At 57.7% G+C, this 23800-nt stretch carries 21 protein-coding genes and 2 pseudogenes; 13 read left to right on the top strand and 10 right to left on the bottom strand.

The features are described from left to right. Positions 1-510: 510 nt before the first annotated feature. The gene (locus tag MUN79_RS32190) at positions 511-1110 is read right to left on the bottom strand and encodes an HNH endonuclease (protein ID WP_375378285.1); all 600 of its coding nucleotides are present in this window, start codon (positions 1108-1110) and stop codon (positions 511-513) included. Positions 1111-1471: 361 nt separating this feature from the next. On the opposite strand from MUN79_RS32190, the pseudogene MUN79_RS32185 reads away from it, so the two are divergent. The 4 genes and pseudogenes from MUN79_RS32185 (at position 1472) to MUN79_RS29010 (ending at position 7186) form a co-directional block, all read left to right on the top strand. Beyond that, a pseudogene (locus MUN79_RS32185) lies at positions 1472-2834 on the top strand (DNA/RNA non-specific endonuclease). A 46-nt stretch (positions 2835-2880) separates the two neighbouring features. Then, the gene (locus tag MUN79_RS29020) at positions 2881-4419 is read left to right on the top strand and encodes a hypothetical protein (protein ID WP_244678452.1); all 1539 of its coding nucleotides are present in this window, start codon (positions 2881-2883) and stop codon (positions 4417-4419) included. A gap of 38 nt (positions 4420-4457) precedes the next feature. Beyond that, positions 4458-6431 (top strand): T9SS type A sorting domain-containing protein, encoded by a 1974-nt coding sequence (locus MUN79_RS29015; RefSeq protein ID WP_244678451.1) that lies wholly within the window; start codon positions 4458-4460, stop codon positions 6429-6431. Positions 6432-6709: 278 nt separating this feature from the next. Further along, positions 6710-7186, top strand: coding sequence for a hypothetical protein (locus MUN79_RS29010; protein ID WP_244678450.1), 477 nt, complete (start codon positions 6710-6712; stop codon positions 7184-7186). 69 nt (positions 7187-7255) lie between these two features. On the opposite strand, the gene MUN79_RS29005 is transcribed toward MUN79_RS29010, so the two are convergent. After that, positions 7256-7588: a type II toxin-antitoxin system PemK/MazF family toxin gene (locus MUN79_RS29005; protein ID WP_244678449.1), complete on the bottom strand. Its 333-nt coding sequence runs from the start codon at positions 7586-7588 to the stop codon at positions 7256-7258. Then, positions 7576-7836 carry an AbrB/MazE/SpoVT family DNA-binding domain-containing protein gene (locus MUN79_RS29000; RefSeq protein ID WP_244678448.1) on the bottom strand — a complete coding sequence of 87 codons (261 nt, stop codon included), beginning with the start codon at positions 7834-7836 and terminating at the stop codon, positions 7576-7578. Before MUN79_RS29000 ends, MUN79_RS29005 begins: the two co-directional genes overlap by 13 nt. A gap of 229 nt (positions 7837-8065) precedes the next feature. Here MUN79_RS29000 and MUN79_RS28995 point away from each other — a divergent pair, with 229 nt between their 5' ends. Beyond that, positions 8066-8416: a hypothetical protein gene (locus MUN79_RS28995; RefSeq protein WP_244678447.1), complete on the top strand. Its 351-nt coding sequence runs from the start codon at positions 8066-8068 to the stop codon at positions 8414-8416. Positions 8417-8606: 190 nt separating this feature from the next. Here the strand turns inward: MUN79_RS28995 and MUN79_RS28990 are convergent, their stop codons facing one another. Next, positions 8607-8753 (bottom strand): hypothetical protein, encoded by a 147-nt coding sequence (locus MUN79_RS28990; protein ID WP_244678446.1) that lies wholly within the window; start codon positions 8751-8753, stop codon positions 8607-8609. A gap of 243 nt (positions 8754-8996) precedes the next feature. Here MUN79_RS28990 and MUN79_RS28985 point away from each other — a divergent pair, with 243 nt between their 5' ends. Both MUN79_RS28985 and MUN79_RS28980 read left to right on the top strand, forming a co-directional pair. Continuing rightward, positions 8997-10274, top strand: coding sequence for a hypothetical protein (locus MUN79_RS28985; protein WP_244678445.1), 1278 nt, complete (start codon positions 8997-8999; stop codon positions 10272-10274). Further along, positions 10271-10771, top strand: a complete 501-nt coding sequence (locus MUN79_RS28980; protein WP_244678444.1) for a T9SS type A sorting domain-containing protein — start codon at positions 10271-10273, stop codon at positions 10769-10771. Before MUN79_RS28985 ends, MUN79_RS28980 begins: the two co-directional genes overlap by 4 nt. Positions 10772-11677: 906 nt before the next feature. On the opposite strand, the gene MUN79_RS32180 is transcribed toward MUN79_RS28980, so the two are convergent. From MUN79_RS32180 to MUN79_RS28965, 4 genes are all read right to left on the bottom strand, one after another. After that, entirely contained in the window at positions 11678-12319 is a 642-nt protein-coding gene (locus tag MUN79_RS32180) for an NAD(P)/FAD-dependent oxidoreductase (RefSeq protein ID WP_375378280.1), read from the bottom strand. An 18-nt stretch (positions 12320-12337) separates the two neighbouring features. Continuing rightward, entirely contained in the window at positions 12338-13822 is a 1485-nt protein-coding gene (locus MUN79_RS28975) for a LodA/GoxA family CTQ-dependent oxidase (protein WP_244678443.1), read from the bottom strand. Positions 13823-13844: 22 nt separating this feature from the next. After that, a complete protein-coding gene (locus MUN79_RS28970) occupies positions 13845-14150 on the bottom strand; it encodes a hypothetical protein (RefSeq protein WP_244678442.1) in 306 nt (101 codons plus the stop codon). Between the two features lie 86 nt (positions 14151-14236). Further along, positions 14237-15328 (bottom strand): ferritin-like domain-containing protein, encoded by a 1092-nt coding sequence (locus MUN79_RS28965; RefSeq protein ID WP_244678441.1) that lies wholly within the window; start codon positions 15326-15328, stop codon positions 14237-14239. Between the two features lie 339 nt (positions 15329-15667). On the opposite strand from MUN79_RS28965, the pseudogene MUN79_RS28960 reads away from it, so the two are divergent. After that, a pseudogene (locus MUN79_RS28960) lies at positions 15668-16264 on the top strand (recombinase family protein); the annotation flags it as partial. A gap of 278 nt (positions 16265-16542) precedes the next feature. Here MUN79_RS28960 and MUN79_RS28955 read toward each other — a convergent pair. Both MUN79_RS28955 and MUN79_RS28950 read right to left on the bottom strand, forming a co-directional pair. Next, entirely contained in the window at positions 16543-17334 is a 792-nt protein-coding gene (locus MUN79_RS28955) for a T9SS type A sorting domain-containing protein (protein ID WP_244678439.1), read from the bottom strand. After that, entirely contained in the window at positions 17316-19844 is a 2529-nt protein-coding gene (locus tag MUN79_RS28950) for an FG-GAP-like repeat-containing protein (protein ID WP_244678438.1), read from the bottom strand. Before MUN79_RS28950 ends, MUN79_RS28955 begins: the two co-directional genes overlap by 19 nt. Before the next feature lie 968 nt (positions 19845-20812). On the opposite strand from MUN79_RS28950, the gene MUN79_RS28945 reads away from it, so the two are divergent. The 5 genes from MUN79_RS28945 to MUN79_RS28925 all read left to right on the top strand — a co-directional run bounded on the left by MUN79_RS28945 (position 20813) and on the right by MUN79_RS28925 (position 23799). Next, on the top strand, positions 20813-21364 hold the full coding sequence (locus MUN79_RS28945; RefSeq protein WP_244678437.1) for a hypothetical protein: 552 nt from the start codon (positions 20813-20815) through the stop codon (positions 21362-21364). Between the two features lie 189 nt (positions 21365-21553). Beyond that, on the top strand, positions 21554-22126 hold the full coding sequence (locus MUN79_RS28940; RefSeq protein ID WP_244678535.1) for a Crp/Fnr family transcriptional regulator: 573 nt from the start codon (positions 21554-21556) through the stop codon (positions 22124-22126). Between the two features lie 24 nt (positions 22127-22150). Next, complete coding sequence (locus MUN79_RS28935; RefSeq protein WP_244678436.1) at positions 22151-22645, top strand: DUF4267 domain-containing protein; 495 nt, start codon at positions 22151-22153, stop codon at positions 22643-22645. Beyond that, positions 22642-23121: a DUF1772 domain-containing protein gene (locus MUN79_RS28930; RefSeq protein ID WP_244678435.1), complete on the top strand. Its 480-nt coding sequence runs from the start codon at positions 22642-22644 to the stop codon at positions 23119-23121. Before MUN79_RS28935 ends, MUN79_RS28930 begins: the two co-directional genes overlap by 4 nt. A 171-nt stretch (positions 23122-23292) precedes the next feature. Then, a complete protein-coding gene (locus tag MUN79_RS28925; protein WP_244678434.1) occupies positions 23293-23799 on the top strand; it encodes a cupin domain-containing protein in 507 nt (168 codons plus the stop codon). The last annotated feature ends 1 nt before the right edge of the window (position 23800 follow it).

Raw genomic sequence — 23800 nt, 5'->3', positions numbered from 1 at the left:
GACCAAGGGGTCTGGTAACATATGGAATAAGGGTGCACTTAGGGCCGGGAAAGAAGTGTAAGGTCCCGAAGCTACTAGCATGCGTAATAGATTGCTAATCTGAACTGTATCTTTTAGCTTAAGACATAATTAGACTAGTTGAACGCTTCTATGCTACAGAACTATCGGTTTGACTTGTTACCATGGAGCATCAAAGGGCGGTATGTGCTAGACAAGGGCACGTACCTAGCCTGTCGTTGGGAAGCAAACTATGTAATTGACCTCTATTGGATGGGTTCCTTCTACTGCGAAATCTGGTTGGAGCAGGAGTGCGTAAAGCCACCCCAATTCCGAACCTTTACGGCAGCTATGGCCCTAGACCTGTATTTGCCGCAGCTTATTTTACCTGACCACCTACCGTAAGCATCGTCGCCCTGCTGTGAAAGACCAGCAGGGACTGCTTACTTGAGTCGTAGACAGAGTTGGGCTATCCCATCTAAGTACATAGTGAATTCAACAATATGTCTGTCTTTATCCCGACTGCCCTGCTTTCTTGCGGGCACGGAACGCACGAGTACGCTCACTAGTACAGTGGCGACACGAACGCTTCTTCTGCTGGAAATAGCTATTCTCAGCGGTGAACTCGTGCCCTTGCGGACAATGGGTTCTCGCTTCTTTACGCCGCCCTTTGGCTGGGCGGTCTTGCAGCATCCCAAGCACTAAATGAGCGGGGTTTACGCAGCGGCGATTCTGGCACGCGTGTAGCAGCGGTAATCCGTCGGGTACAGGACCATGCACCAACTCGTAGCTTATCCAGGGAGCCTTGCGCACGGCGCCCTTGGGGGCCGCTGGGGTGACCTGGCCGCGAGTCACGCCATATCCGGCCTTATTCAAGGCACCCGTCCAGTTCCAGCAGGAATCCGTTTTCTCCACTTTGGCCCAGAACCGTTGCTCAACAGGTAAGGGTGGCCGCGCGTCATTCCGGCGAGTCCGCTGCCTGCTCGGAGAAGGTGTCGAGCAGACTTGGCATACGTGGCCGGCCCAACTCTTCACCAAGTACGGGTCATCGGGCAAAAACACATACCCATGAGGACAATGGGCGCGTAATACAATTTTCAAAGGAGCTCTCATGCGAAAAATCTCGTCTGGGAACGCATAAACGGTATCCACGAAGAGCTACTTCTGCCAGAGAAGGCAGACTGTAGGTTGCTCTTACCGACCTACAGCAGGGGTATTCAATCCGGAAAGATAGCTGCTGGTTCGGATTAGCTACATAACCCTCATTGCTGCGGCTGCTTCCTCTATACCCTCCACCAATCGGACCTATCTACTAGCAGCCAGGGCAGGTGGTCCATCCCGGCCGAATAACGGCAACTGATCTATGGTAGGTAGGGCAAGTCCCAGAAGAAGGCCGCGGCTCCTTAGGATCAATAAGTGCTATGTGATCTTAAATGCGTAATATTCGGGTAACATCTACTCGTTAATTTTGCAGATGTGCCCTTGGGCGTTTGCTCTGCTACTTTCTACTTCCTATTGCATGAAACACTTGTACCGGCGTGCCCGTGGCTTCTGGCTGGCCGCCCTGGTCACGTCCCTTTGGGGCAGCCCGCTGCTGAGCGTGGCGCAGACCACCACGCGCGAGTCCTTCGAGACGGGCAGCAAGACCACGTATCCATCCAGCGCCGTCGTGCTGAGCACCGGCTCCTGGACCCTGGACAACGCCCTGCTGGGCACCTCGGTCCTGGACCGCAAGAACGGCACCCAGGCCCTGCGCCTGACGCAGACGGGCAAGGCCACCATGGACTTCTTCCTGCCGGATGGGGCCTCTACCGTGACGGTGCAGCACGCGCTCTACGACAGCGAAGCCAGCTCGGGTTTTGAGCTCTACTACCAGAGCCAAAGCTGCAGCTGCAACACGTGGGTAAAAGTCGGCTCCACCATCATTGCCAGCGCGACCACGCTGCAGACCGCGTCCTTCCCGGTCAACGTTTCCGGCCCCCTGCGCTTCGAGCTGCGCAAAGTCTCCGGCGGGGCCGCGCAGCTGAACCTGGACGACTTCGTCGTCACTCCGTATGCCGTGACGCTGCCGCCCACCGTGGGCGACAACGACCACCTGACCATGGGCAACCCCAGCGGCGCGGCCACGGACGTGAACATGCCCACCAACTACTTGCTGCGCAAGCGTCAGTTTGCCCTCTCCTATCACCGCGACCAGGGCAAGCCCACCTGGGTGAGCTGGTACCTGGCTCCCGTCTGGCTGGGCTCGACGCCCCGGCAGGACAACTTCCGAGCCGACCCCGACCTGCCCGCTGGCTGGTACCAGGTCGGCAGCGGCAGCTACTCGGGCTCGGGCTTTGACCGGGCCACAATACCCCATCGGCGGACCGCACCAGCTCGGTGGCCGACAACTCGGCCACGTTTCTGATGACCAACATGATTCCGCAGGCCCCAACAACAACCAGATTACCTGGGCCACGCTGGAGAATTATGCCCGCACCCTAGTCGAGCAGGGCAATGAGCTCTACATCATCATGGGCAGCTACGGCAAGGGGGGCACGGGCTCGGCCGGATACAAGGAAACCATCGACAACGGCCGCGTGCAGGTGCCCACCCGGGTCTGGAAAGTCATCGTGGTGCTACCAACGGGCAACAACGACGTTTCCCGCGTGGGCAGCGGCACGCGCATCATCGCCGTGGATACGCCCAACGAGCAGGGCCTGACCAGCAACTGGGGCCAGTACCGTGTCTCCGTGGATGCCATTGAAGCCAACACCGGCTTGGATCTACTCTCCTCGCTGCCAACGGCCGTGCAGGACCTGGTGGAAGCCACCATTGATAACGGTCCGACGCGATGAACCAGTCCCCTTCCTTTCCTTCTCAGCCTCTTTGGCTCCTGTTGCTATGCGTCCTTTTTCCCGTGCAGCCGTTCGCCTTCTGCCCCTGCTGAGTCTGTTGCTGAGCCTGTGGCTGCCCCTTACCAGCCGCGCCCAGCTGCCGCTGACCAGCAGCAGCCCCGTAACGGTCTCCTTTGACAACCTGGGCAGCAGCGCCACGGCTTCCCTACCTGCAGGCTTTGTGCTCGCGGCGGGCGCGAATCCGACCTATAGCGGCGGGACAACGGCCACGACCCAGGCAGCCGGTACCACCGGTACGGGCGCGCTGAGCAGCACTTCCTCGGGCGGAGCCTATAACTTTGCCAACGGGGTCACGGCCAGCTCGACGGACCGGGCGGTTGGCTTTCTTTCCTCGGGCAGCTACTCCTCCCCGCGCAACCTGCTGCTGGCCGTGCAGAACACGACCGGCTCGACCGTGACCGAGTTGGCCGTCGCCTACGACGTGGAAAAGTACCGCTTGGGCTCCCGGGCCTTTGAGTGGCAGTTCTTCACCAGTGCCAACGGCACCACCTGGACCCAGCTGACGACTCTGACGCAGAGCTACCCGGCCGATGCCACCACGGGCGCGCCTGTCAATCCCCCGACCAGCACGAACAAATCCACCACGCTCACGGGCCTAAGCCTGGCCGATGGGGCCACGATCTACCTGCGCTGGGCCTACGTGGGCAACGGCGGCAGTACCAACGGACAGGCCCTGGGTCTGGACAACCTGGTGCTCACGCCCACGCTTTCGGGCGGCGGCGGCACGCCAACCCTTACCACGGGCGCAGTCAACGGCAGCCCGTTCTGCGTGACGGCCACGACGGGCAGCAGCCTGTCCGTTCCCTTTACGGTGAGTGGTACGCTCAGCGGCTCGTTTGCCGTGCAGCTCTCCTCGGCCACCGGCAGCTTTGCCGCAGACCTGACCACGAACCTGATCGGGCAGGGCACAACCTCGCCCCTGACCGCTACCCTGCCGGCCGGTACCGGTGCCGGCACCGGCTACCGGGTCCGGGTTGTGCACGCGGCCAGCGGCACGGCGGGCAGCGACAACGGCAGCGACCTGACCGTAACGGCTGCCCCGGCTAGCGTGACCGTAACGGTTGCGCCGGCCAGTGCCCAGTCAGTGACCACGACCGGCACGGGTGCTACGCTCACGGCCACGGCCAGCGCGCCAGCCTCCTTTGCCTGGGCCTACAGTACCTCGGCCAGCGGACCCTTCACGACGCCCATCAGTGGGGCCACCGCGGCTTCCTACCAGGTACGGGGCGCCGACTTTGGCAGCGCCGGCACGTACTACCTGGTCGCCCGGGCGACCAGCTCCTGCGGTGGCGTGGCCGGCACCAGCGCCCCGGTCACGGTGACCGTGACGGCCCCCTCGGCAGTACTCACGATTACGCCCCTAACCGTGCCGGACTTTGGCAGCGTGTACGTCGGCTCGGCTTCCACCAGCCAGCCAGTCGTGGTCAGCGGCTCGAACCTGAGTGCCCCGGTGACCATCACGCCAGCACCCGGCTTTGAGATTCGCATGGGTACGGCCCCTTCGCCTGCTGCGCCATTACCCTGACCCCGCAGGGCGGCACGCTCCCGGGCACTACCATCGACGTGCGCTTCGTACCCGCGCTGGCTCAGCTCTATTCAGCCACGCTGCCAGTTGCATCTACGGACGTTCCCACGCAAGAGCCCATCACCGTATCGGGTACCGGCGTGGCGCCCATCTACCCGGCCACCGTGCAATCGGCCCCCGTCACAGCCATTACAGCGACCCAGGCCACAGCCGGCGGCACGATTAGCAACGAGGGTAATTCGACAGTCACCGAGCGCGGCGTGGTCTACAGTACATCGGCCAATCCGACGCTCAGCGACGAATCTACCGTGGACGGGGCGGGTAGCGGCTCCTTTACTAGCACACTGATGGGCTTAAAGCCCAACACGCGCTACGTGGTGCGGGCCTACGCCACTAACGAGGTCGGAACCAGCTACGGCCAGGAGATTTCCTTTACCACGGCCCCCGTAGCCCTGGCTGCGGAGCCCACCCAATCCTCGACGCTCACGGCCAGCGAGCTGACCCCTACCTCCGTGCTGCTCACGGCCAGCGGCGGCACAGGCAGCAAGCGCCTGTTTCTGGCCACCCAGTCGGCTGACCTGCTGAGCGTGCCCACTGATGGGACGACCTACGCGGGCAACTCTACCGTGGGCCAGGGCGACCAGCCGGCCCCGGGCATCTATGTCGTAGCGGCTGGCCCGGCCACCAGCGTGACGATTACGGGCCTGCAGCCCAACACAGAGTATACCTTTGCCGTCTTCGACTACAATGACGACAACACGACGGGGGCTGAAAACTACCGCACCCAGGACCCGGGCAAGCGTACGCTGACCACACCCGAGCAGCCGGCTCAGCTGCTGTTGGAGGAAAACTTCCTCTACGCGGCCGCGGAGCGATTGACAGACCACGGCTGGAACGCCCACAGCGCCGCCGGCACAAACCCCGTGCTGGTGAGTTCGGCTGGCCTGAGCCGTTCGGACTACAACGCCACAGGCGGCAACGCGGCGGCCCTGACTGGCACGGGTGAGGACGTGCACCGCACGTTTGCCCCCGTGGCGGCCGGCACGCCGGTCTATGCTTCCTTCCTGGTGCAGGTTAACAGCGCGCCCGGGACCGACTACTTCTTCCATTTGGGGCCGGATCCGATCAGCACGACCTTCCGGGCCCGGGTGCTGGTCAAGCCGGCGGCCACGACGGGCAAGATCCAGTTTGGTGTCAGCGGCAGCGGGACCACGGCCGTGTATGATCCGACCGAGTACGAGCTGGGCACCTCCTACCTGCTGGTCGTGCGCTACAACTTCGGCAGCACGGGCACGGAAACGCGCCTGTACGTGAATCCGGGCGTTTCGGAGCCCGCCGGCAGCAATGCGACCAGCGCGGAAGCGGCCTCCTCGTCCCCGGCCAACATCGGCTCAGTGGCCCTGCGCCAGGGTAGCTCGACCTCGCCGCTGCTGCTGGATGGACTGCGCGTGGGCACCACCTTTGCCGTGGTGCGCCAGCAGGTGCCGGCTCCCTTGCCCGTGCAACTGGTTGCCTTCACCGGCCAGGTGCAGCAGCGCTCGGTGGTGCTGCGCTGGGCCACGGCCCAGGAACTGCAGAACGACCGCTTTGAAGTCGAGCGGGCCCAGGGAGACGGGCAGATCTTCACCCGCATAGCGACGGTAGCCGGCCGGGGCACCACGACGGCCGCCAGCACCTACGCCTACACGGATGCAGACGTCGTGCGGCCTGGGCAACAGCTCCGCTACCGCCTGCGCCAGGTAGACCACGATGGAAAGGCCACCTACTCGCCGGTTGTCGTGCTCTCGGCACCGGCTGCCGGCCAGGGCCAGGCTTTGCGGGCCCTGCCCAATCCGGCCCGGGACCAGGTACGCCTGGAAGGCGCGACGGCCGATGTGGCCCAGTTGCTGGATCTGACCGGCCGCCTGTTGCGCACGGTCAACGCCGCAGAGTCCATCTCGCTCCAGGGCCTTACCCCAGGCATCTATATTATCCGCTGCGGGACTGGCACCACTCGCCTGCAGGTCGAGTAACGCCGGTGGTATAGGCTGCAAAAGCTGGGACCTAGGCAGGCGTGTTCTTTTCCACCGTTTCGAAAGCGTTCCGGCTTATAGCTGGAACGCTTTTGTTTCGTATTGTCGGCGGATGTTCAGAAAGAGAACCTAACGCATGCTGAGGGTCATACCTGGCTCCTTTCGCTATTCGGACCGTTTAGGTGAACAGAGTCTAGGGCCGGCGTCAATTCGAGGAATGCATAGCACACCATTTAACAGGGAGCTGTACTTAGGGTGTGTTGGTCTTATATTTCCCCATGTTCTACGACATCTACGGCCTATCGATGGGTCGCGACCAGTCCACCGTCGAGAGGTTTCTACGCCACTTCTGTTATCGTGACCCTATAGCAGAGCCGCTGCAAGACCAATGGGTGCAAGTATGGCCCAGTGAAAAGTATCACATCCCAGAACTGATCGAGTTGCCGATGACATCCATTGCCGACATGATTGCCTACGCGGTGCGGCACCCGAACCATGGCTTCGTTTTTTACAACCAATTCGCGTTGCGAACAAACGTGAAATCAGCCATTGTGAAATTTACCTACGACGGGAAAGTCGTATTCGGTATTTCCATTTCGGATGCCTATCAAGTCCTTGCCATAGAGGCGGAAATCAAGCACGTAACCCAAGCGTACAAAAGCTATATCGCGGTAGAATATCCGCCAGCCTGTGATGAAGAAGAGTTTGATGCCGATGTGTTGATGTGGCAGGACTCTCGCGAGGATTACTGCTAGTTCATCATCTCAAAGAGTACCCTCGTTTTCCTGAACTATGTGGCCATAGGCCTGGCGTAGGTTGTCCCATCAGTACTGGAAAATCTCCAGCAACCGGTCGCATACCTGCTCAGCAGTGGCTTGGGGCAATACCCCTAAGCGGCGCACCAAGCGGGTTTTATCCACAGAGCGAATGTGATCGAGTGCCACTTGCCCCTGTTTGCCCTGAAAGGTGCAGTCCACCCGGGAAGGGTACTCGCGCTGGGTGCTGGTTAACGCGGCGATGGTCACCGTACGCAGGTAGCGGTTCATCTCGTCGGGGGAGAGCACCACGCAGGGCCGGGTCTTGTTGATTTCGCTGCCCTGGGTCGGGTCGAGGTTAACAAGCCACACCTCGAAGCGGTGCACGGCTACCACTGCCATTCCGTCTCCTCAAAGGCTTCATCCGAGAATCCCTCCAGCAACTCACCCTCCGGCGCCTGACCCTGGGCAAGGGCGCGCTGAAACTGCTCGTCCCAGCCTTGGCGGCGGGGTTTGCGAACCGGCGTGATGAGCAACCCCTCGGGCGTGGGCTGCAGATCTACCTCACCGCTGAGGTGATACTGCAGCAGTAATTTCTTGGGTAGCACAATTCCCTGGGAATTGCCGACTCGAATCAGGCGCGTGTTCATAGAAGCAAATGTACGTACAATGTATGTACATTTGCTGGGCACCTTTGGTTTCATTTGTTAGAAAGTAGCGCTTTAGAACCGATAGCAGGTTATTCTCGGCTCCTAGCTCAAAGCCAGTGGGTGTTTAAATCACCCTTTCACTGAACATAAGCAGACGGACAGGAACAGGTAGATGCATGCTGTTACCTTGGCTGCTTACTTGGCGAAGCCTACCTTATTGACGTCTTCTATGCGCCTTTCTACCGTCCTGCTCTCCTGGCTGTTCGTGATTCTTTGTTCCTGCACGGATCAGGCTAAGCAGACTTCCGTCGCGCCTCCATCTAGTAGGTTGTACGAAATAGAACTCGACTCAACGATTCATACTTACATTGAGCAGTATATCACGAAAGTAGCGCATGCAGAAGTAGAGGCAAAGGAAGCGGTGGTCGCGGTAACTTGGATGGGCATCTTCGGTGGGCAATGCGTCTTCATCGGCCAGTCGGGCGTCCATCCCAAAACGCAACAGCACTACCCCAGTTTTGGGCGCGCCACCGGGGCTACCTTGTCTTTGTCTATGACTCAAAGTATCCTGATCAGTTAGTCCACCCGCAGGCGTTGCAACAGGAGATTGACCGAGTCCTGCAGCAAGACCAGGTGAAACTAGAGACGCGTACGGATTTTATCTATGAACCTTTGCAATGGCGTATTACGGAAAGGGAGGGCAGAGTGCAGATTGATACGTCGCAAGTGCTTCCCAAAGTACCGTTTTCTTGAACGGCGGTTCGGCTCCGTCAGCGCTGGCGGTTGCGACGGTAACGCCAGTAATGGCGGATCATGGTAAAGACGTACCACACGAAGTAGACCGAGGGTACGAACAAGGCCAATAAAAAAATCAGCATCAGGGCATCCTCAACCCAGTCTCCAGTGTACAGCATCATATTGTGCAAGGTAAACCACCGTTTCGCTGAACTGCAACTTGATACGAAGGCGCCAGTGGTAGTGTGCTCAAACCTACTAGAATGTGCTAACACAGCTGGGGAAGTAGAGCTTCTATGCTACGACTAATTAAGTAGTGATGCCATTAACACAACAGTTGAGTTAGTGCTTTTCCATACCTTTCACCCTAATGCAGTTGCTCCAACTCCCACTCAGGGTCAATACACTCACACTTCATTGTGCTTATGCGTCTCTCTACTCACGTTGCTCCCCTAGTTTGGGGAGTTTTTCTTTTTGTGGTCTTCAGTCTTAGCGCGCCGGTAGCGCAGGCGCAGGCGCCCGCTTGGCAAAGGGCATTTGCCTTAGACCCCAATCAGGCTAGCAACGGCAACGTGCGCGTTGAAAGCTCAGCGGTGGATGCTAGCGGCAACGTGTTTGTCGTCGGTGGCTTTTCTGGTACCGTGACTATCGGAAGTTTCGTCTTGACTACCGGCAGTAGTTATGGTCAGAATGGCTTTGTGGCTAAATGGAGCCCGGTTACTCAGAGTTTCCTTTGGGTGCAACAGGTGGGGAAAAGTGGGGAAGGTGCGAAGGTCACTACGATAGCCGTAAATGAAGACAGGGTGTATATAGTGGGGCAGTTTGAGTCTATGACGTTGCAAGTAGGCACCACTACTTTAACGAATGCCCGAGGCGAGTATGCTGATCTGTTCTTCGCTAAGATTACAGATGCCGGCTCTTCCAGCAGTATTGTGTGGGCTCAACGGGCGGGTGGCCCCGATAGTGAGCTTCCTTTGGGCATAGCCGTGCAAGGATTCAACATATATGTTACCGGCGCCTTTCTGGGCCAGTCGGGAATGTATGGTAGCACGTCATTATCCTCCGCAGGACGTTTCGACGCCTTTGTAACCAAGCTTACGGACACGGGCAGCAATGGCAACTTTGTGTGGGCCCAGCGGATAGGTAGCAATGAGAGCGAGGCGGCCTATAGCGTGGTTGTGCAGGGTAGCAGTGTGTTTATCAGTGGAATCTTCTTAAGCCAAGCAGTGCAGTTTGGCTCAACCACTCTACTCAATTCTACCCAGGGCCCCACGCCAGTTTCGGATGGCTTTGTAGCCAAACTCACCGACGCGGGTTCTACAGCAAGCTTTGTTTGGGCCCTGAAAATTGGGGGAGGTGAAGGGGATGGTATTTATACCGCGGCTCTGAACGGCTCCGATCTGTATGTGGGTGGTGCTTTTGCTGGCCCTACGATCAGCATAGGCAATACCGTATTGACCAATGCCAACACTTCTGGAACTTCACAGGACGGATTTATTACCAAACTCACCGACACTGGCTCCGGGCCCATTGTGGGCTGGGCCCAGGCGCTGGGCGGGCAAGCCACTGATGCCGTTTGGGCACTGAAGGTAAATGGTTCAGATGTCTACGCTGCCGGCAACTTCACGACCACTACCGCCGCACCCACGGCCGCCTTTGGCCCTTATACGCTCATGGGGGCTGGGGCTCCGATATGTTTGTGACCAAACTCGTGGATGCTGGCGTCACCAGCCGGTTGGCCTGGGTGCAACAAGCCGGAGGCCCTCAGACGGATGCTTTATCCACTATTACCCTGACTAGCGCTGGTATTCAGGTCGTGGGCATGGTGCAGCCTCCCAACGTCAACTTTGGACCTTTAGCTATCAGCAGTGCTTCCACTGTTTCTACTGGTTTTTTTGCCACTCTGGCCGAGCCCATTACTCTAGTAGCGAAGGCCCGAGGCGTATTGCCCGGTCTGGTCATGTACCCTAATCCAGCTTCTAACCATGTAGTCATTCGCCTGCCAGCAGTGCCAGGTGCCCCAACTGCTACTCTCATCCTCACCGATGCAGTGGGCCGCGTAGTACGGACCACCACTCTGCCCCTACCAGCTACGGGCCTGCGCCATGAGTTGCCCTTGCTTAGCCTCACCTCCGGCCTATACACCCTACGAGTGCAGGCTGGTACCCAGCAGGCTACCCAAATCCTTGCGGTAGAGTAGGAAGCGCTCCTATAAAATTGTCGGGCCTGATGGTTAATAAGCTCCAAAGAAACCCTCGTTTTTCTGAACACCCCTGCGCTGCCGTCGCTCAGCGCAACTGTCAGTGACCTGTCAAAAAACGGGGCTATTCTTCTTGGTGCGGCCCACTGCTGGACACGTGCTTTGTGCTACCTCCTGCACGCAGCTTTCCTGCTACAGTGCCGCCTCGCTGGCACCAGCCAGCAGGACGGTCAAGCAGGCCGGGCCATATGATGATAGAAACAGTAATGCCCCGACCACTCCTGGCCGGGGCATTCGGCTCCTACAATACTGGTATCGTTAGGCCTTCACAAACAAGCATTACCACTTTTTTGAACTACAAACAAGCAGTGGCATACCAGACGCGTATGGGTGAATCTACGCGACTATTTTTTCATTTACATACTGTAATCTCCTAAACCAGTTTGAGGGTAAATGATCAATATGTTTCTGGTGATCCCTAGGCTCGGCGCTGCCAAAAGGCACTGGTGGGCCAGCGCTTTTCAGCATGGTAATACCCACGCTGAGTACCCAAGGCCTGCTTGAATGCCTGAACTTGGGATAGTGCTTGGTCCTTAAGCAAGGAGATCTGGTTTGTTTCAAGTGCAGCAGATATAGCCTGTGCGGTAACCACCCCTTGAGCCAGCGCGCGATCAATGCCATTGCCCGAAATAGGGTCCATCGACCAAGCTGCATCTCCTACTGTTATCCAGGAACCTCGCCACAAAACAGTGCGCACAGAAGTGCGTGCATCACGGATACCAATGGGGATTGCCGGTGAGTATGCGGTTGCGTACTGGTGCATGTATTTGGTTTGGCAGAGGAGGGTGATGAACCAGGGTATTCGTGCCGACTGGGGTGCTACCAAATCAGCATCGGTGAAGAATGCTAGTACCCGGCGACCTGCAGGCAGCCTAACTGTATACCACCACCCAACCTCGGCTGATTCGATAACCACCCCGAGGGACCATCTTCCACGGCAGCAAATTCCGTAACCAAACATTGCAACTTGTCTAGGAAGACCCGTTTGGCGTCGGGTTGACAAACAGAGCTAGATTGGCGTCCGGTTGCTTCGACTACAAAGCGCGCAGCTAGTTTCCACGTTTTACCGCCTTGCATGCCTTGTAATACCCATTGCCGCCCGGTCCATTGGGCGACCTGCACGTGACAATCGGACAGCACAACGGCCCCAGCGGCACAGGCACTAGCTACTAAGTCGTTATGGAGGGTACTGCGGTCAAGTACACTACCCACTCCTGCCTGCCAGAAAGCTATTTGGCGCCCTTCCATAACACTGGTTCCCCACGCAGAAGAATACAAATCAAAAGAGTGATGACATGTAGCAGTGAATGCAGTGCCTTGCCCAAGAAGCATTTGTTCAACCCGTGGACCGCATGTTTCGCCGCGGCGCTCCTTACCCTCAGCACCCCTGTCGATCAACACCACGGCATGCCCTAATCTTAGCAGTTCTATGGCGCAGGCACTACCTGCAGGCCCGCTACCCAGTACCGCAATTGGTAGTGCTGCCATAGTGTTTCCGTATTTGGATCAGAGATTTGCCGCGCGCTCTACCTCAACAAAAACCTCATCCGGGCCCTGGCGCACTACCAAACCTAATTGCCCCGATTTCTGCACCAACAAGGTATGGCGCTTCGGTCCTTGTATTCCTCGCATCCACTCTTCCTTGCCCCCATCGGCCTGTGGGGCGAAATCAGGGCGTTGAGTTGGCCACCATTCAGTGTTACATTTAACGAAATCAGCTTGCCAAGGCTGTGCCATCAACGCTGTTAAGTCACCAGGTTTTACTGTCGCGTGATCAATTCGGTAGTCAAAGGGCTGAAAGTAAATGTTAGGATCGAGCATCAATATACCAGCCTCGATTCCGGGGCATAATCCTTGCCCAGCGGCCCCTTCCAAGGCGGCCCGAGTAAGCCCCGCCGCAGTCAACGTTGCCTCCTGAGCTACGGGTGTGTCATCAAAGTCACCCTCAACCCACTTGCTTAGCATTGTTTTTTGAAAGCTGCGGAGCTCAAATGGTGGCCCTGTAGGAAGAGTATGGCCTTCGAACACATCTTCGGTTGCCAGAATTAACTCTTTGACAGCTTCTCGCAGGGGTTGATCCGTTGAGGCACGGCTCCGCAATCGAGGGTCGCTTAATCGAGGGTCTGTCCATTGAGCATCATCATGCACCCACTGCAATCGGCGGACCCGAGCCACCAACGGAGCAATATCACGATCGTAAGAAGGAACCTGATCGGCGGGCAACCTGAAAAAGGAGATACCTAGTTGGTGTAGTACATCGAATAAGGTCACCACGCAGTCGATTCCAGGCGCATAGTCAGGCGGGCCAACCACAACCCAAGCGCCGCCGTCGGCCTCGATGGGAGCCTCGCCGGGCGCAAGTCTGATTTCGGCGCGCACCGGTCCGTCGGCCACATCGTCGTGCCATTTAGGATTGTGGTAATAAGACCTTCCGAGGGGAGTACCCTCGGGTGCACTGGAGAAGCCCCGCCCACCCACGACGATAAGCCGGCCCTGAGCATCGGTGAACAATTGTCCTAGCTCCACATCAACTTGGTACAATTGACCGTTAGCGTCGGTGGTAGCGAATTTTCCCGCAAAAGGTGCGCTTTTCTGGTTCAGTCCAGAAATTGTTCGCCTACCTCCGTCAATGACCATGGAAGCATTACCGGCCGGCACTTGGGGGTGCATCGGAGCCGTTGGCGGGTCTTCAGGGCGTTCTACCGCTGCCTTCTTGTTGACTAAGGAAACCGACCAAGTAACCTGCGCTGTATCGGGCAGCACAGCCGGTTGCCATGTGACCCCGTCCGTTGATTCAAATAAATGGAACCGGGCACCTTGCTTGCGGATCTTGGTGAGGCTAGCATCCTTGTGATGAGTTAACGGACCGCGCCCGCCATCAGGCAACAATTCGGCAACGCCCGCGCCTGGCACTTCAGGTCCTAGAAAAAAATTAGGAGCCTCGCCCAAACGGGCTAGGCCGATTGAGGGAAAAATGCGGTACGATTTCATAGGCAGGAAATGAGAGTAGAAATCACATGTTCTCAGTTGCAAACAATTGACGCAGACGATCATCGGCGGTTAGTAGGTTCCGCAGCGTTGCCTCGTAACTAGGTTGATCGGTTCCCGTCTGAAACTCATCGGAGGCTCTAATCAATGTGTATGTGGTAGCCAACTCGTCCAAAATGCGCAAATGCTGTGCGACCAGTGACGTTGGAATGCCTTCTTGTAGTATTTCTGGATCAAGATCGTAAGGGGGCCCGGCCGTCGGGGCATGGCCCGCATCAGTCAAAGGCAGCCTTGCCAATACTTCCGTCAACCTCCCGATGATCTGACGCATAGAGCGTCGCGCGAATTTGATCAGCGTATCCCGTAGTTCAGCCTGCGTTACACGCGAGATGACGAAAGAATGGTGAAGAGTTAACATTAGCGAGCTGTATTGCAAGCTAAATACCCGGCCCCAAAGCGCGGTGTAAGTATGCGTAATAAGTGTTCCCCCTCGCCGCCATGCGCACCCAAAGTTGGAGAGATAGGCAAGTCGGTTACCATATCCCGTAGTGGCCCTTGCTCGTAAGCCTCAGCCATTTCCAGAAATTCGGAGAAATGAGAATCGCTGCGGTCCGATAATCCCTCGCCCTGCTCAGCAATTTGGCTGATGGCTGCTTGGGCACTGGCACAGTCGAAGGCTTCAATTAACAAGAAGGAATTTTCATCAGCCTCCCACTCTTCGCGCGTTGCTTGATAAGCGCTCACTTCTTGCTTGGGCCGAAGGTCCGCATCATTCAAGCGAGGGTTGAAGGGTAAATGAGCTAGCTCCGGCAGAATTCTTTCACCTGTGTCGAATAATGATTGCAAAACACCGTATATGGCTCCTACACGGTGCGTATCCCCCCCAACCGATTCAGCGGCTAGCTTTACCAGTCGATCCACCTTCTCAGCAACATCGGCCGGCACCACAGCTGGTTTTTCAGCGGCCACGTATTTAGCTAATGCCGCCAGCGAAATAGGTTCTAGTACGAATGGAATGGGATTCTTAGCACTTGCTTGACGCATCACGTCGCGTTGCATGTACACTGCCTCCGGACCGCCAAGTAGAATAAGAATATTTTGAACAGTGGCTAAGTGCCCCATTTCTTGGATGGCTACGTCCAGTATTTTCTCGCGGTAATTGATGCCGTCGACCGCAGGGCCATTGGCAACAGAAAATGCCGCATACAGGTATTGCACCATCAGTGCATGCTCGACCTCGGCAGCTAATCGAAGCAGGCCTATGGCAAATTCCACGGCATTTTCGGCTCCTTCTACAGAAGGCACGCCTACGTTTGCCAGAACAACCTGCAGTTCCGTTCGAAGTACTGTTTGGTGATCGACAAAATAAAATTTCCGAGCAAGTTCTGCCGGAGGGACAGGCAAGTCCCAGTTGACTTTGGGAGTGTAGGACAACATAAACCAGTCGGATGTCGATTCTTGCGAAAAATTAGGTATACCGTCTTTTGCCAGCAGATAATATTGCGTCAAGCTGTGTCAGACAGGTACCGCAGGATCAGGAATGACAAATAATGGCGATACAGCCGTTAAACGAATCAGTACTAGCACTGATTCTTATCGGATTTCTTGTCCGGAAAGCAAAACGGCCGTTTTCTTGATCATTTTCCAGGATCACATTTATGACGAGGTGTTTTAGAGCTACAATATCTTGTCCTTAGCCATTTGCCCTCCTTTAACTGTACAACTCAGATACTGGGCAGTAGGGAAGGAAATAGCTCGCGAAACGGCTGGAAACAGTTCAGAAAACTTGTTCAGTTAGCAAAGTTCAGTAACGATGGTTGTCTGAACGAGAAAGCTGAACTTGGCCGCATGAACATTGGCTACGCCCGCGTCTCGACCCGCGACCAGAACTTAGAGCTGCAACTCGACGCCCTGCAGAAGGCCGGGTGCGACATCATCTTCCAAGAGAAAGTCTCTGGGGTCAGCAAAGCTCGCCCGGAATTGGACAAGCTGCTAGCCAGCCTACGCACAGGAGACACGGTCACTATCTACAAGCTGGACCGCTTAGGCCGCTCGCTCAAACACCTGCTGGACATGGTGGCTGAGTTGGAGTTCAAAGGGGTTGGCCTAGTCTCGCTCACCGATGCCATCAATACGACCTCGGCACAGGGTCGGCTCGTGTTCAACCTATTTGCCTCCCTGGCTGAATTCGAGCGCGAATTGATTCGGGAACGGACCACCGCCGGCCTGGCCGCTGCCCGGGCGCGAGGTCGGGTTGGGGGCCGACGGCGTGGGTTGTCCGACGAAGCGGAGCGCACGGCCATCGTGGCCGAAGCCCTCTACAAGGAGCAGCAGCTGGGCGTCAATGAAATTGCCCAGCGCCTGCATATCTCCAAAGTCACCCTGTACAAGTATCTGCGCCACCGAGGCGTAGTCATACAGAGTCATCGCAAAGGAGCGGAAAGCGCTTAACGCAGCTCATTGCATTGCGATAGCCACTTACCATAAATTGGCTTGCTATACACCGTCTGGGAATGAGAGCAGTTTTTGCCCTGCTTCACAACCCGCTACCGGCATGCTACTTGGCTAGGAACAACGCTGGACCATAGTTTCGTGGACAGGAGGAGCCGAGGGCTTGGTGCTGAAATTTTCTGTGCTGATTGACTGCTATAAGGCAATTTCCCAAACAGATGCTTTCCAAGAGCGTCTGTTTATCCTTGTCCCTGCATATGTTGTTAGCGCTCCTATTGCACCACCACTTTGCACGTCTTGCCTTGTCCACGCACTATATACACACCGGCGGGAAGAGGTACAGGTAAGGGCAGAGAAAGGGGCCCTGCAAGCGGCATGATACCGCCAGCCATGACACGGCCTAATGCATCCAGTATTTCCACTCTCTGGCCCGGCGCAAGGCCCGTCACCTGTAGCTTTTCTCGCAGGGGATTTGGCCATACAGTAAGCTGTGGAGCTTTGTCCGGCACCTGGACACTACGCACCGGGCTCAGATCGGCCGTGCCGTCAGTATCTACTTGCCGCAGGCGGTAGTAAACTAGGGCTGAGCCGTACTGCTGCAGATACGGGTCGCTCCACTGGTAAGCATGTGACCTGGACGAGGTGCCCATACCGGCAACCTGGCCAATTGTTTGGAAGATACGACCGTCCTCCGATACCTGAACCTCAAAGCGTTCATTGTTGAGCTCCTGGGCTGTTGACCACCGTAGCAGCGCTGCACTACCCCGGCGCTCAGCCCTGAATGACACCAGCTCGACCGGCAACGGGCCGTTGCCCCCCTGCAGGTAAAACTCTGAGAAGTGGTCCGTCACCGCTACCTCGGCTACAAACCAGGGTACCCCGGCCCCGGGCGCATTGACGGCCGTGTTCAGGAGGCGCCATTCGCCGGTGCCGAAGTCGTTGTTGCTTAAGACGCAGTCCTCGTTGGCCCCGCTGTACTGCGTGGCCTTAAGGGTTGTAGCGCTGACTGTCGCGTCGGCCGAGTGTAGGCGGTCCAGTTCGGTGGTCAGGCCGTAAAAGCGCACCGTAACGCTGGCCCCGGGGAACGTCCCCCGCTGGCTGTGAGCTGAAAGTTGCGGTCCAGGTAATAGTGTCCAGCCCCGTCCTGGCGCACGGGGGTGGTCGAACTGTTTACTTGGTAATTCAGGCTGACGCTCCCCAGGGCGGCGCGCGTGTCCTGCAAAGCTGCTACCACCTGACCGCTGGGCGTTAGCAGGTAGTGCCACTTTCCGTCCCCGATGGCTGTATAAGGAACCGTCGTAGGGCAACTAGTGGTGGCGGCCTCGTGCACGGCCAGCACCGTAAAGGCCGGGGCGGTTGCCGTAGTAACCCCACTGGCCGTGACTACTACGGTGCTGTTGCCGGCCAAAGCTCCCGTCGGTACGATGGCCGTCAGGGAAGTACTGGAGATATAGGTGACGCTGGCGGCCACCCCGCCGAAGCTCACGCTGCTGCCGGGCTCGAAACCGTTGCCCGTGAGGGTGACGGGCATCCCCGGTAGCTCGGCCGCGGGCAGAATGCTGGTCAGGGAAAGGGGGAACGGCTGATTTAGGCGCACAGTCACCGAATTGGCTCCAAAGTTAGCGGTGAGCAAATCTAAATCCCCATCCCCGTCTACATCGCCCACCGCCACGTGGGAAGGCCGGGTTCCAAGTGCCGGGTTTGGATTGGTGGTCGGGGCCGTGAAGTTGCCACTGCCATCGTTAAGGCGCACGCTGGCCGAGTTGCTGCCATTGTTTGCGGTGAACAGGTCTAAATCCCCATCGCCGTCTACGTCACCGACGGCTACGCTTTGCGGGTAACTCCCCACGGCCGGGTTCGGATTCATGGCCGGGGCTGTGAAGTTGCCAGAGCCATCGTTAAGTCGGACGCTTACCGTGCTGGCATTGCTGTAATACCCGACGAGCAGGTCCAGGTCCAGGTCCCCGTCCACATCGCCCATGGTTACGCTAATAGGGTTGGCCCCCACCGCTAGGGTCGGGTTACTAGCCGGGGCGGTGAAGCTGCCAGAGCCATTGTTGAGGCGAACGCTCACCGTGTTCTCATCATAGTTCGCCGTGAGCAGGTCTAGGTCCCCGTCCCCATCCACATCCCCGACAACGACGCTGTACGGCCTGCTTCCCACGGCCGGGTTTGGGTTGGTGGCCGGAGCCGTGAAGCTGCCAGAGCCATTGTTGAGCCGGATGCTGACCGTACTGCTGAGGTAATTGGACGTGAGCAGGTCCAGGTCCCCGTCCCCATCCACATCGCCAAGAGCCAGGCTGTTGGGGCCATCCCCGACGGCCGGGTTCGGATTCGTGGCTGGAGCCGTGAAGCTGCCAGAGCCATTGTTGAGCCGGACGCTGACCGTGTTGCCCGTGTTATTGGCCGTAAGCAGGTCTAGGTCCCCATCGCCATCCACGTCGCCAAGAGCCAGGCCGAAAGGGTTGGCCCCCACGGCCGGGTTTGGGTTGGTGGCCGGAGCCGTGAAGCTGCCAGAGCCATTGTTGAGCCGGATGCTGACCGTACTGGCATTGACGTTCGAGGTGAGCAGGTCCAGGTCCCCGTCCCCGTCCACATCGCCAAGGACCACAGTGTTCGGGCTGGTATCCACAGCTATGCTTGGATTGATGGCCGGGGCCGTAAAGTTGCCGGTGCCGGTACCACCTACTGCCGTCGTAAACTGGTACACCCGCCTGGGAGCCAGAAGCCCGGATATGCTTCTCACAGTCGCGGGCTGTGTCACACGGACTATTTCGCCGGGCTTGAAATTCGTGCGTGGAGTACCCACCGTAGCTCGAAAGCTTACCGTGCTGCCGCTCAGGCTTACGGTACCAGCCTTCCGGCCCCCGGCCTGGGCGGAGAACACGCGGATGCCTGCTGCCGAAGCAGCGGTAACCGGCTCGGTAAAGGTCAGCCCCACGGCCGAATTAGTCAGTGGGGCCGTGCGGGCATTGGCGGCCGGGCTGGTGCTCACGACGCGCAGCAGCACCGTAAAGCCCGTGCTGCTACCGCTGCCGTTGGCCGTGGTGGCCCTGCTGGTACCAGTAGCTGTAGCCCCGGCCGGCACAACGAAAGAGAAGCCGGTCGCAGTGTTGTTGCTGATGGCCGCCATGGGCACCGATACGCCATTGACAGTGAATGCAGTGAGGTCTGCCAGGCCTGTGCCGACTACGGCCACCGTTGTGCCGGCTGCGGCACTACTAGGGCTGAAGCCGCTCACTACTGGCGCTGCGGCCAAGTGCAGGCGCATGGCCGCAGCGTTAACGGAATAGTTCTGCTCACCCTCTACTTTGCCCAAGGCAACGCCACCAAAACGGTTGTCAGCGCTGGGGAACGTCCCGTTACCATTAGGGAGTAAGCCACTGGCCGGGTTAAGACCTGCTGTCCAGTTGGAAGATTCGACATCCAGGTCGCTGGCCCCCAGCCCATTGGCCGGGACGATACCCAAGGAGTTGATGCCACTCGTCTTCTCCGTACGACCGGATTCGGCAATGGGCCACGCTGGCACCTTAGCATGGGCCAACGCAGGCACCAAGACCAGCAGCCACAGCATTTGACAGCTTATCCGGCTCAACATGCCCTGGGGAAGAGTATATAGTTTAGTCAAAATGGGACCTTTATAAAATGCAAAGATTCGTCAAAGTTCGTTGATTTACATCTTATCCAGCCATCCTTGTCTCTGGGAGTGTAGCCTGCACAACTGGTTGGTGCTTTTTATTCAAGCTCCTGCTGGTTAGTTAAGTACCTACTGGCTCTAGCAAAGTATAGTTTGGATAAGTAGTTCGAACACCTCTTAGTGCTGTCTATTCATTTACGTCAATGCTCCCTTGTCGAAAAGTTGATGCGTTCCCTACTTGTCCAACCTTTTTTGCTGATGTTGTTCCTGTTCACACTATCGATTGGGTGGAACATTCAGGATAGCTACTTGCCGCACGGCTACCGTGGCCAACACAGTGGACCGGACCTGGAGGTTCTTCTCAATAACTATTTGTATCTGAGCGCCGCCGCTGCTGTGTTCTTGGTTTTAGGACTATACTTCCTCCGGTTGATGACAACCATGCTCAGATGGTTATTCTCTCTCGACCGCAGTTTCTCATCAGTTCCACAGAGCGTGCAATAAGTACTGTGGTGGAAGTATTTCTGGTATTAATCGGTATTAGTCATGGTATGTATAGCCTCACGCCACTCTATGGCCTGAGCACTTCCGAGTATAGGCATTGGCAAGTCTCTGGCAATGTATTTCCGGTGCTCGTGAATGGTTTGACAGTCTACCTATTTGTACGGCTCACGCGCCAATACTTTCCTGTCAACTCTCAGATAGTAGAAGTGTGCGAGTAGTCCTTTATGTCCGCGTATCGACGCTGCACAAGGTCAAGATCCGGAAGACTAACTCATTGGATCACCAGCGATCAGACGGTAAATCGCTACGTTGACAAAGATGCGGAAGAAATAAAAATTGCTACGGGGGATAGATTCCGCTATCTCCGAGCGCCTTTTTCACAGCGCCGCATAAAAACTACTATGAAACGAGTATTTATCAGCGCCCTCGTGTTATTCTTAGTTGTCATCGCCGGGTATGTAGTTGTCGTGCACCGGCTGTCGTATCGGATTTTTAGCTATCGTCCGTACCAGCAGACTTTGGACCATCAGCACCTAGCGACAGTCCAGACCCGGCTTCAAGCAACTGGTGAGCAGGCGGCGACTCCTGTGACTCTACGTCAGTTCGCCGTAGCAGAGACCGCTAGAAGATTGACTTTTGCCATCAAGTCTAAGGCGTTGTCGGACCCCAATAAAATTCTAGATGGCCAGCAAGCGCACTGTAAAATGTATTCCTACGTGGTCGCGGCCACTTACAATCAAGTAGCCAAGCAACGAAACCAGCAGGCTACCTGTGGGGTTGCCTATGGGCACGTTTACCTGTATGGGATGAACCTACATCCCTTTATCGGAGGAGCCTTCTTTAAAGACCACGATTTCTGCGTCTTCGCCAATGAGCAGGGGCGTACGCCACCGATGCCGTTTTGTATGACTACTTTTTGGTTGATCGTATTCGACTGCGGGAATAGGAGATGAACCTGTAACCGAGCTTGTCACATTTCTTGAACGGTGCTCGGCAAACGTGCCAGTAGCCCGCACTACCTTGTAGGCATCTTGGCAGGTGCGGGAGCCATTTACTACTTTTGACGTGCTCCTTTTGCTACTTCTGCGCCGCTCGCACCCTGCTTGGTAGTAGCTGCCAGGCAGGGGCCATCTCTTTTGCTCATGCACGACCTGCTGCTCGTCACCATCCGCCGCTTCATTACCTTAGCCCCCGCTGAGGAAGCCCTGCTTCGGCAGTGGTTCGTGCCCGAAGTCGTGCCCAAGGGCGGCTTTTTCCTACAGCCGGGGGAGGTGAATCTCAAAGTGGGTTTCGTGCTGCAAGGTGTGTTTCACTACTTTCAAAGCGGCGACGACCAGCGGCTGACATATTACTTCGGCCGCGAGCAGGAATTTATCGGTGACTACGAGAGCTTCCTGTCGGCCCAGCCGGCCGCCCACGGCATCCAGGCCCTGGAGGAGGCCCACCTACTGACCATCTCCGCCGACAACCTGCAACGGCTTTATCGCGAGGTGCGGGAAGGCGAGCGGCTGGGACGCCTCGTCGCGGAGACTCTGTTCGTGGATATGTTGCGCCAGCTCACCTCGTTTTATACAGACCCACCTGCGCAACGCTATGCCCGCTTCGTGCGCACTTACCCCGACCTGCTACAGCGCATTCCGCAGTACTACATTGCCTCTTACGTCGGGGTCCAGCCGCAGTCACTGAGCCGGATTCGTAGCCGCGCGGCGTGGTAGTCGGCGCAGCGTTTATGCACCTGGGTGAATGAGTTGGAGGTGAGGGTGGCCGTAGCTTTGTGCCGTACCAACCTCTTCTTCCCCGATGCGTCGCACCCTCTCCCGCAGCCTAAGTCTGCTCCTTGGCCTGGGCATGGTATTCATTGGCCTGCGCTTTTTACTGGCCCCGCGCGCGGGAGCCGAAGGCTTTGGCGTGCTCCTGCCCCGACCGACACGCACTACGCCTTCCACTACGCCAAAGGCATTCGCGACGTCTTCTCGGGCCTGCTGCTGGCCCTGTTCGCTGGCCTGGGCTACGACCGTCCCCTGGCCTGGGTGCTGCTACTCGGCACCTTAATTCCCTGCGTGGACCTAACCGTCGTGCGGGCCCAGCCCACTGACTCGCTCGCCCTGCAAATGCCCCATTTGCTAGCGATTGTCCTGCTGCTGGGTCTGGCGGCCTCCCTCTTCACCATGCCCCGCCCGGCCAGCCCGGCGGGGGCTCAGCTCCCGGAGCCGCTTACCCGGCACGCGTCATGAGCCCGTCTTGGTCTTCCTGGCTGGTGGCCGTGGCCTTACTCAGCAGCGGCGTCGTGTACGGCGTCGACGTCTTCTTTGCCCTCGTCGCTCGCCCGGCCCTGCGGCGGGTCGACGAGACCAGTCTCACGCAGGTGCTGGGTCACCTGCACGCCGTGGCGGATGCCCGCATGCCTCTTTTCGGCGCCACGGCTTTGCTCACGACCGGCGGGCTCTTTTTTACAGTGGGCGGTTGGCCGACGCTGCCCGGCCGCCTCGCCTTGTTGGCCTTGGCTGGATTGCTGACGCAACTGGCCGCGTACGTGCTGGTCGCTCAGCCCGTCAACAAGCGCCAAACTGCCGCGGCAACCTACCGCCACACCCCACCGGATGCCCGCGCGTTGCAAGACCGCTGGGACAGCGTTATCGGTCTGCGGGCCGGGGCGCTTACCCTCGCCCTAGCGGCATTAATCGGGGTTGCCTTGCACTTGCCCCAGTAAACTCGTCGTCTCAGTCTACCCAGCCCCCGATCAAAACCACTCCGCATGCCCACTTAACCAGTTGGCTGCAACGAAGACAATCTTCTGTACGCCTAGCCGCTGCCGAGGTAGTTGCCACGGTATTTCCCAGTGCACGCCCCCTACCCACTTTTTCTTCACTTTTCTCTGTTTATGCGTCCTATTTCCGTTAGAACCCTTGACCCGCAGGCTGGCCCCGCACTATCGGTGATGGGCGACACCTACCGCACCGTGGCCAGCGGGGCCCAGACCGATGGCGCGTACGCGATTATCGACATGTTGGTGCCGCCCGGTGGCGGACCGGGTCCCCACGCTCATGCGCTCATTCAGGAAACCTTCTATGTAATAGCGGGCGAAGTCGTAGTCCGGTCAGAAACGCAGACCTACACCGCTCGTCAAGGGGCCGTGGTCGAGATTCCCAAGGGTGGTGCCATCCATAGCTTCCGTAACGTATCAGACTCGCTGGCGCATCTGCTGTGCGTGGTCGTACCAGCGGGGTTAGATGATTTCTTTGCCGAAATCGGCCAGCCCGTAGCGGCCGGCCAGTTTTTGCCCACGCCCGACCTAAGCCCGGAGGACCTGAAAAAACTCCAGGCCATTGCCGCCCGACGCGGCCAGGAAGTATTTCCGCCGGACTATCTCACCAAAACGGAGCCGTAAG

This window comes from Hymenobacter cellulosilyticus (assembly GCF_022919215.1).
GTDB lineage: Bacteria > Bacteroidota > Bacteroidia > Cytophagales > Hymenobacteraceae > Hymenobacter > Hymenobacter cellulosilyticus.
This window is presented reverse-complemented; position numbering and strand designations above follow the sequence as displayed.

What these genes read in the sequence shown, in the direction of transcription:
- MUN79_RS32190 (WP_375378285.1), bottom strand. Translation starts at nt 1,110, where the DNA reads ATGAGAGCTCCTTTGAAAATTGTATTACGCGCCCATTGTCCTCATGGG.
- MUN79_RS29020 (WP_244678452.1), top strand. Translation starts at nt 2,881, where the DNA reads ATGCGTCCTTTTTCCCGTGCAGCCGTTCGCCTTCTGCCCCTGCTGAGT.
- MUN79_RS29010 (WP_244678450.1), top strand. Translation starts at nt 6,710, where the DNA reads ATGTTCTACGACATCTACGGCCTATCGATGGGTCGCGACCAGTCCACC.
- MUN79_RS29005 (WP_244678449.1), bottom strand. Translation starts at nt 7,588, where the DNA reads ATGGCAGTGGTAGCCGTGCACCGCTTCGAGGTGTGGCTTGTTAACCTC.
- MUN79_RS29000 (WP_244678448.1), bottom strand. Translation starts at nt 7,836, where the DNA reads ATGAACACGCGCCTGATTCGAGTCGGCAATTCCCAGGGAATTGTGCTA.
- MUN79_RS28995 (WP_244678447.1), top strand. Translation starts at nt 8,066, where the DNA reads ATGCGCCTTTCTACCGTCCTGCTCTCCTGGCTGTTCGTGATTCTTTGT.
- MUN79_RS28990 (WP_244678446.1), bottom strand. Translation starts at nt 8,753, where the DNA reads ATGATGCTGTACACTGGAGACTGGGTTGAGGATGCCCTGATGCTGATT.
- MUN79_RS28985 (WP_244678445.1), top strand. Translation starts at nt 8,997, where the DNA reads ATGCGTCTCTCTACTCACGTTGCTCCCCTAGTTTGGGGAGTTTTTCTT.
- MUN79_RS32180 (WP_375378280.1), bottom strand. Translation starts at nt 12,319, where the DNA reads ATGGCAGCACTACCAATTGCGGTACTGGGTAGCGGGCCTGCAGGTAGT.
- MUN79_RS28975 (WP_244678443.1), bottom strand. Translation starts at nt 13,822, where the DNA reads ATGAAATCGTACCGCATTTTTCCCTCAATCGGCCTAGCCCGTTTGGGC.
- MUN79_RS28970 (WP_244678442.1), bottom strand. Translation starts at nt 14,150, where the DNA reads ATGCGTCAGATCATCGGGAGGTTGACGGAAGTATTGGCAAGGCTGCCT.
- MUN79_RS28950 (WP_244678438.1), bottom strand. Translation starts at nt 19,844, where the DNA reads ATGCTGTGGCTGCTGGTCTTGGTGCCTGCGTTGGCCCATGCTAAGGTG.
- MUN79_RS28945 (WP_244678437.1), top strand. Translation starts at nt 20,813, where the DNA reads ATGAAACGAGTATTTATCAGCGCCCTCGTGTTATTCTTAGTTGTCATC.
- MUN79_RS28940 (WP_244678535.1), top strand. Translation starts at nt 21,554, where the DNA reads ATGCACGACCTGCTGCTCGTCACCATCCGCCGCTTCATTACCTTAGCC.
- MUN79_RS28930 (WP_244678435.1), top strand. Translation starts at nt 22,642, where the DNA reads ATGAGCCCGTCTTGGTCTTCCTGGCTGGTGGCCGTGGCCTTACTCAGC.
- MUN79_RS28925 (WP_244678434.1), top strand. Translation starts at nt 23,293, where the DNA reads ATGCGTCCTATTTCCGTTAGAACCCTTGACCCGCAGGCTGGCCCCGCA.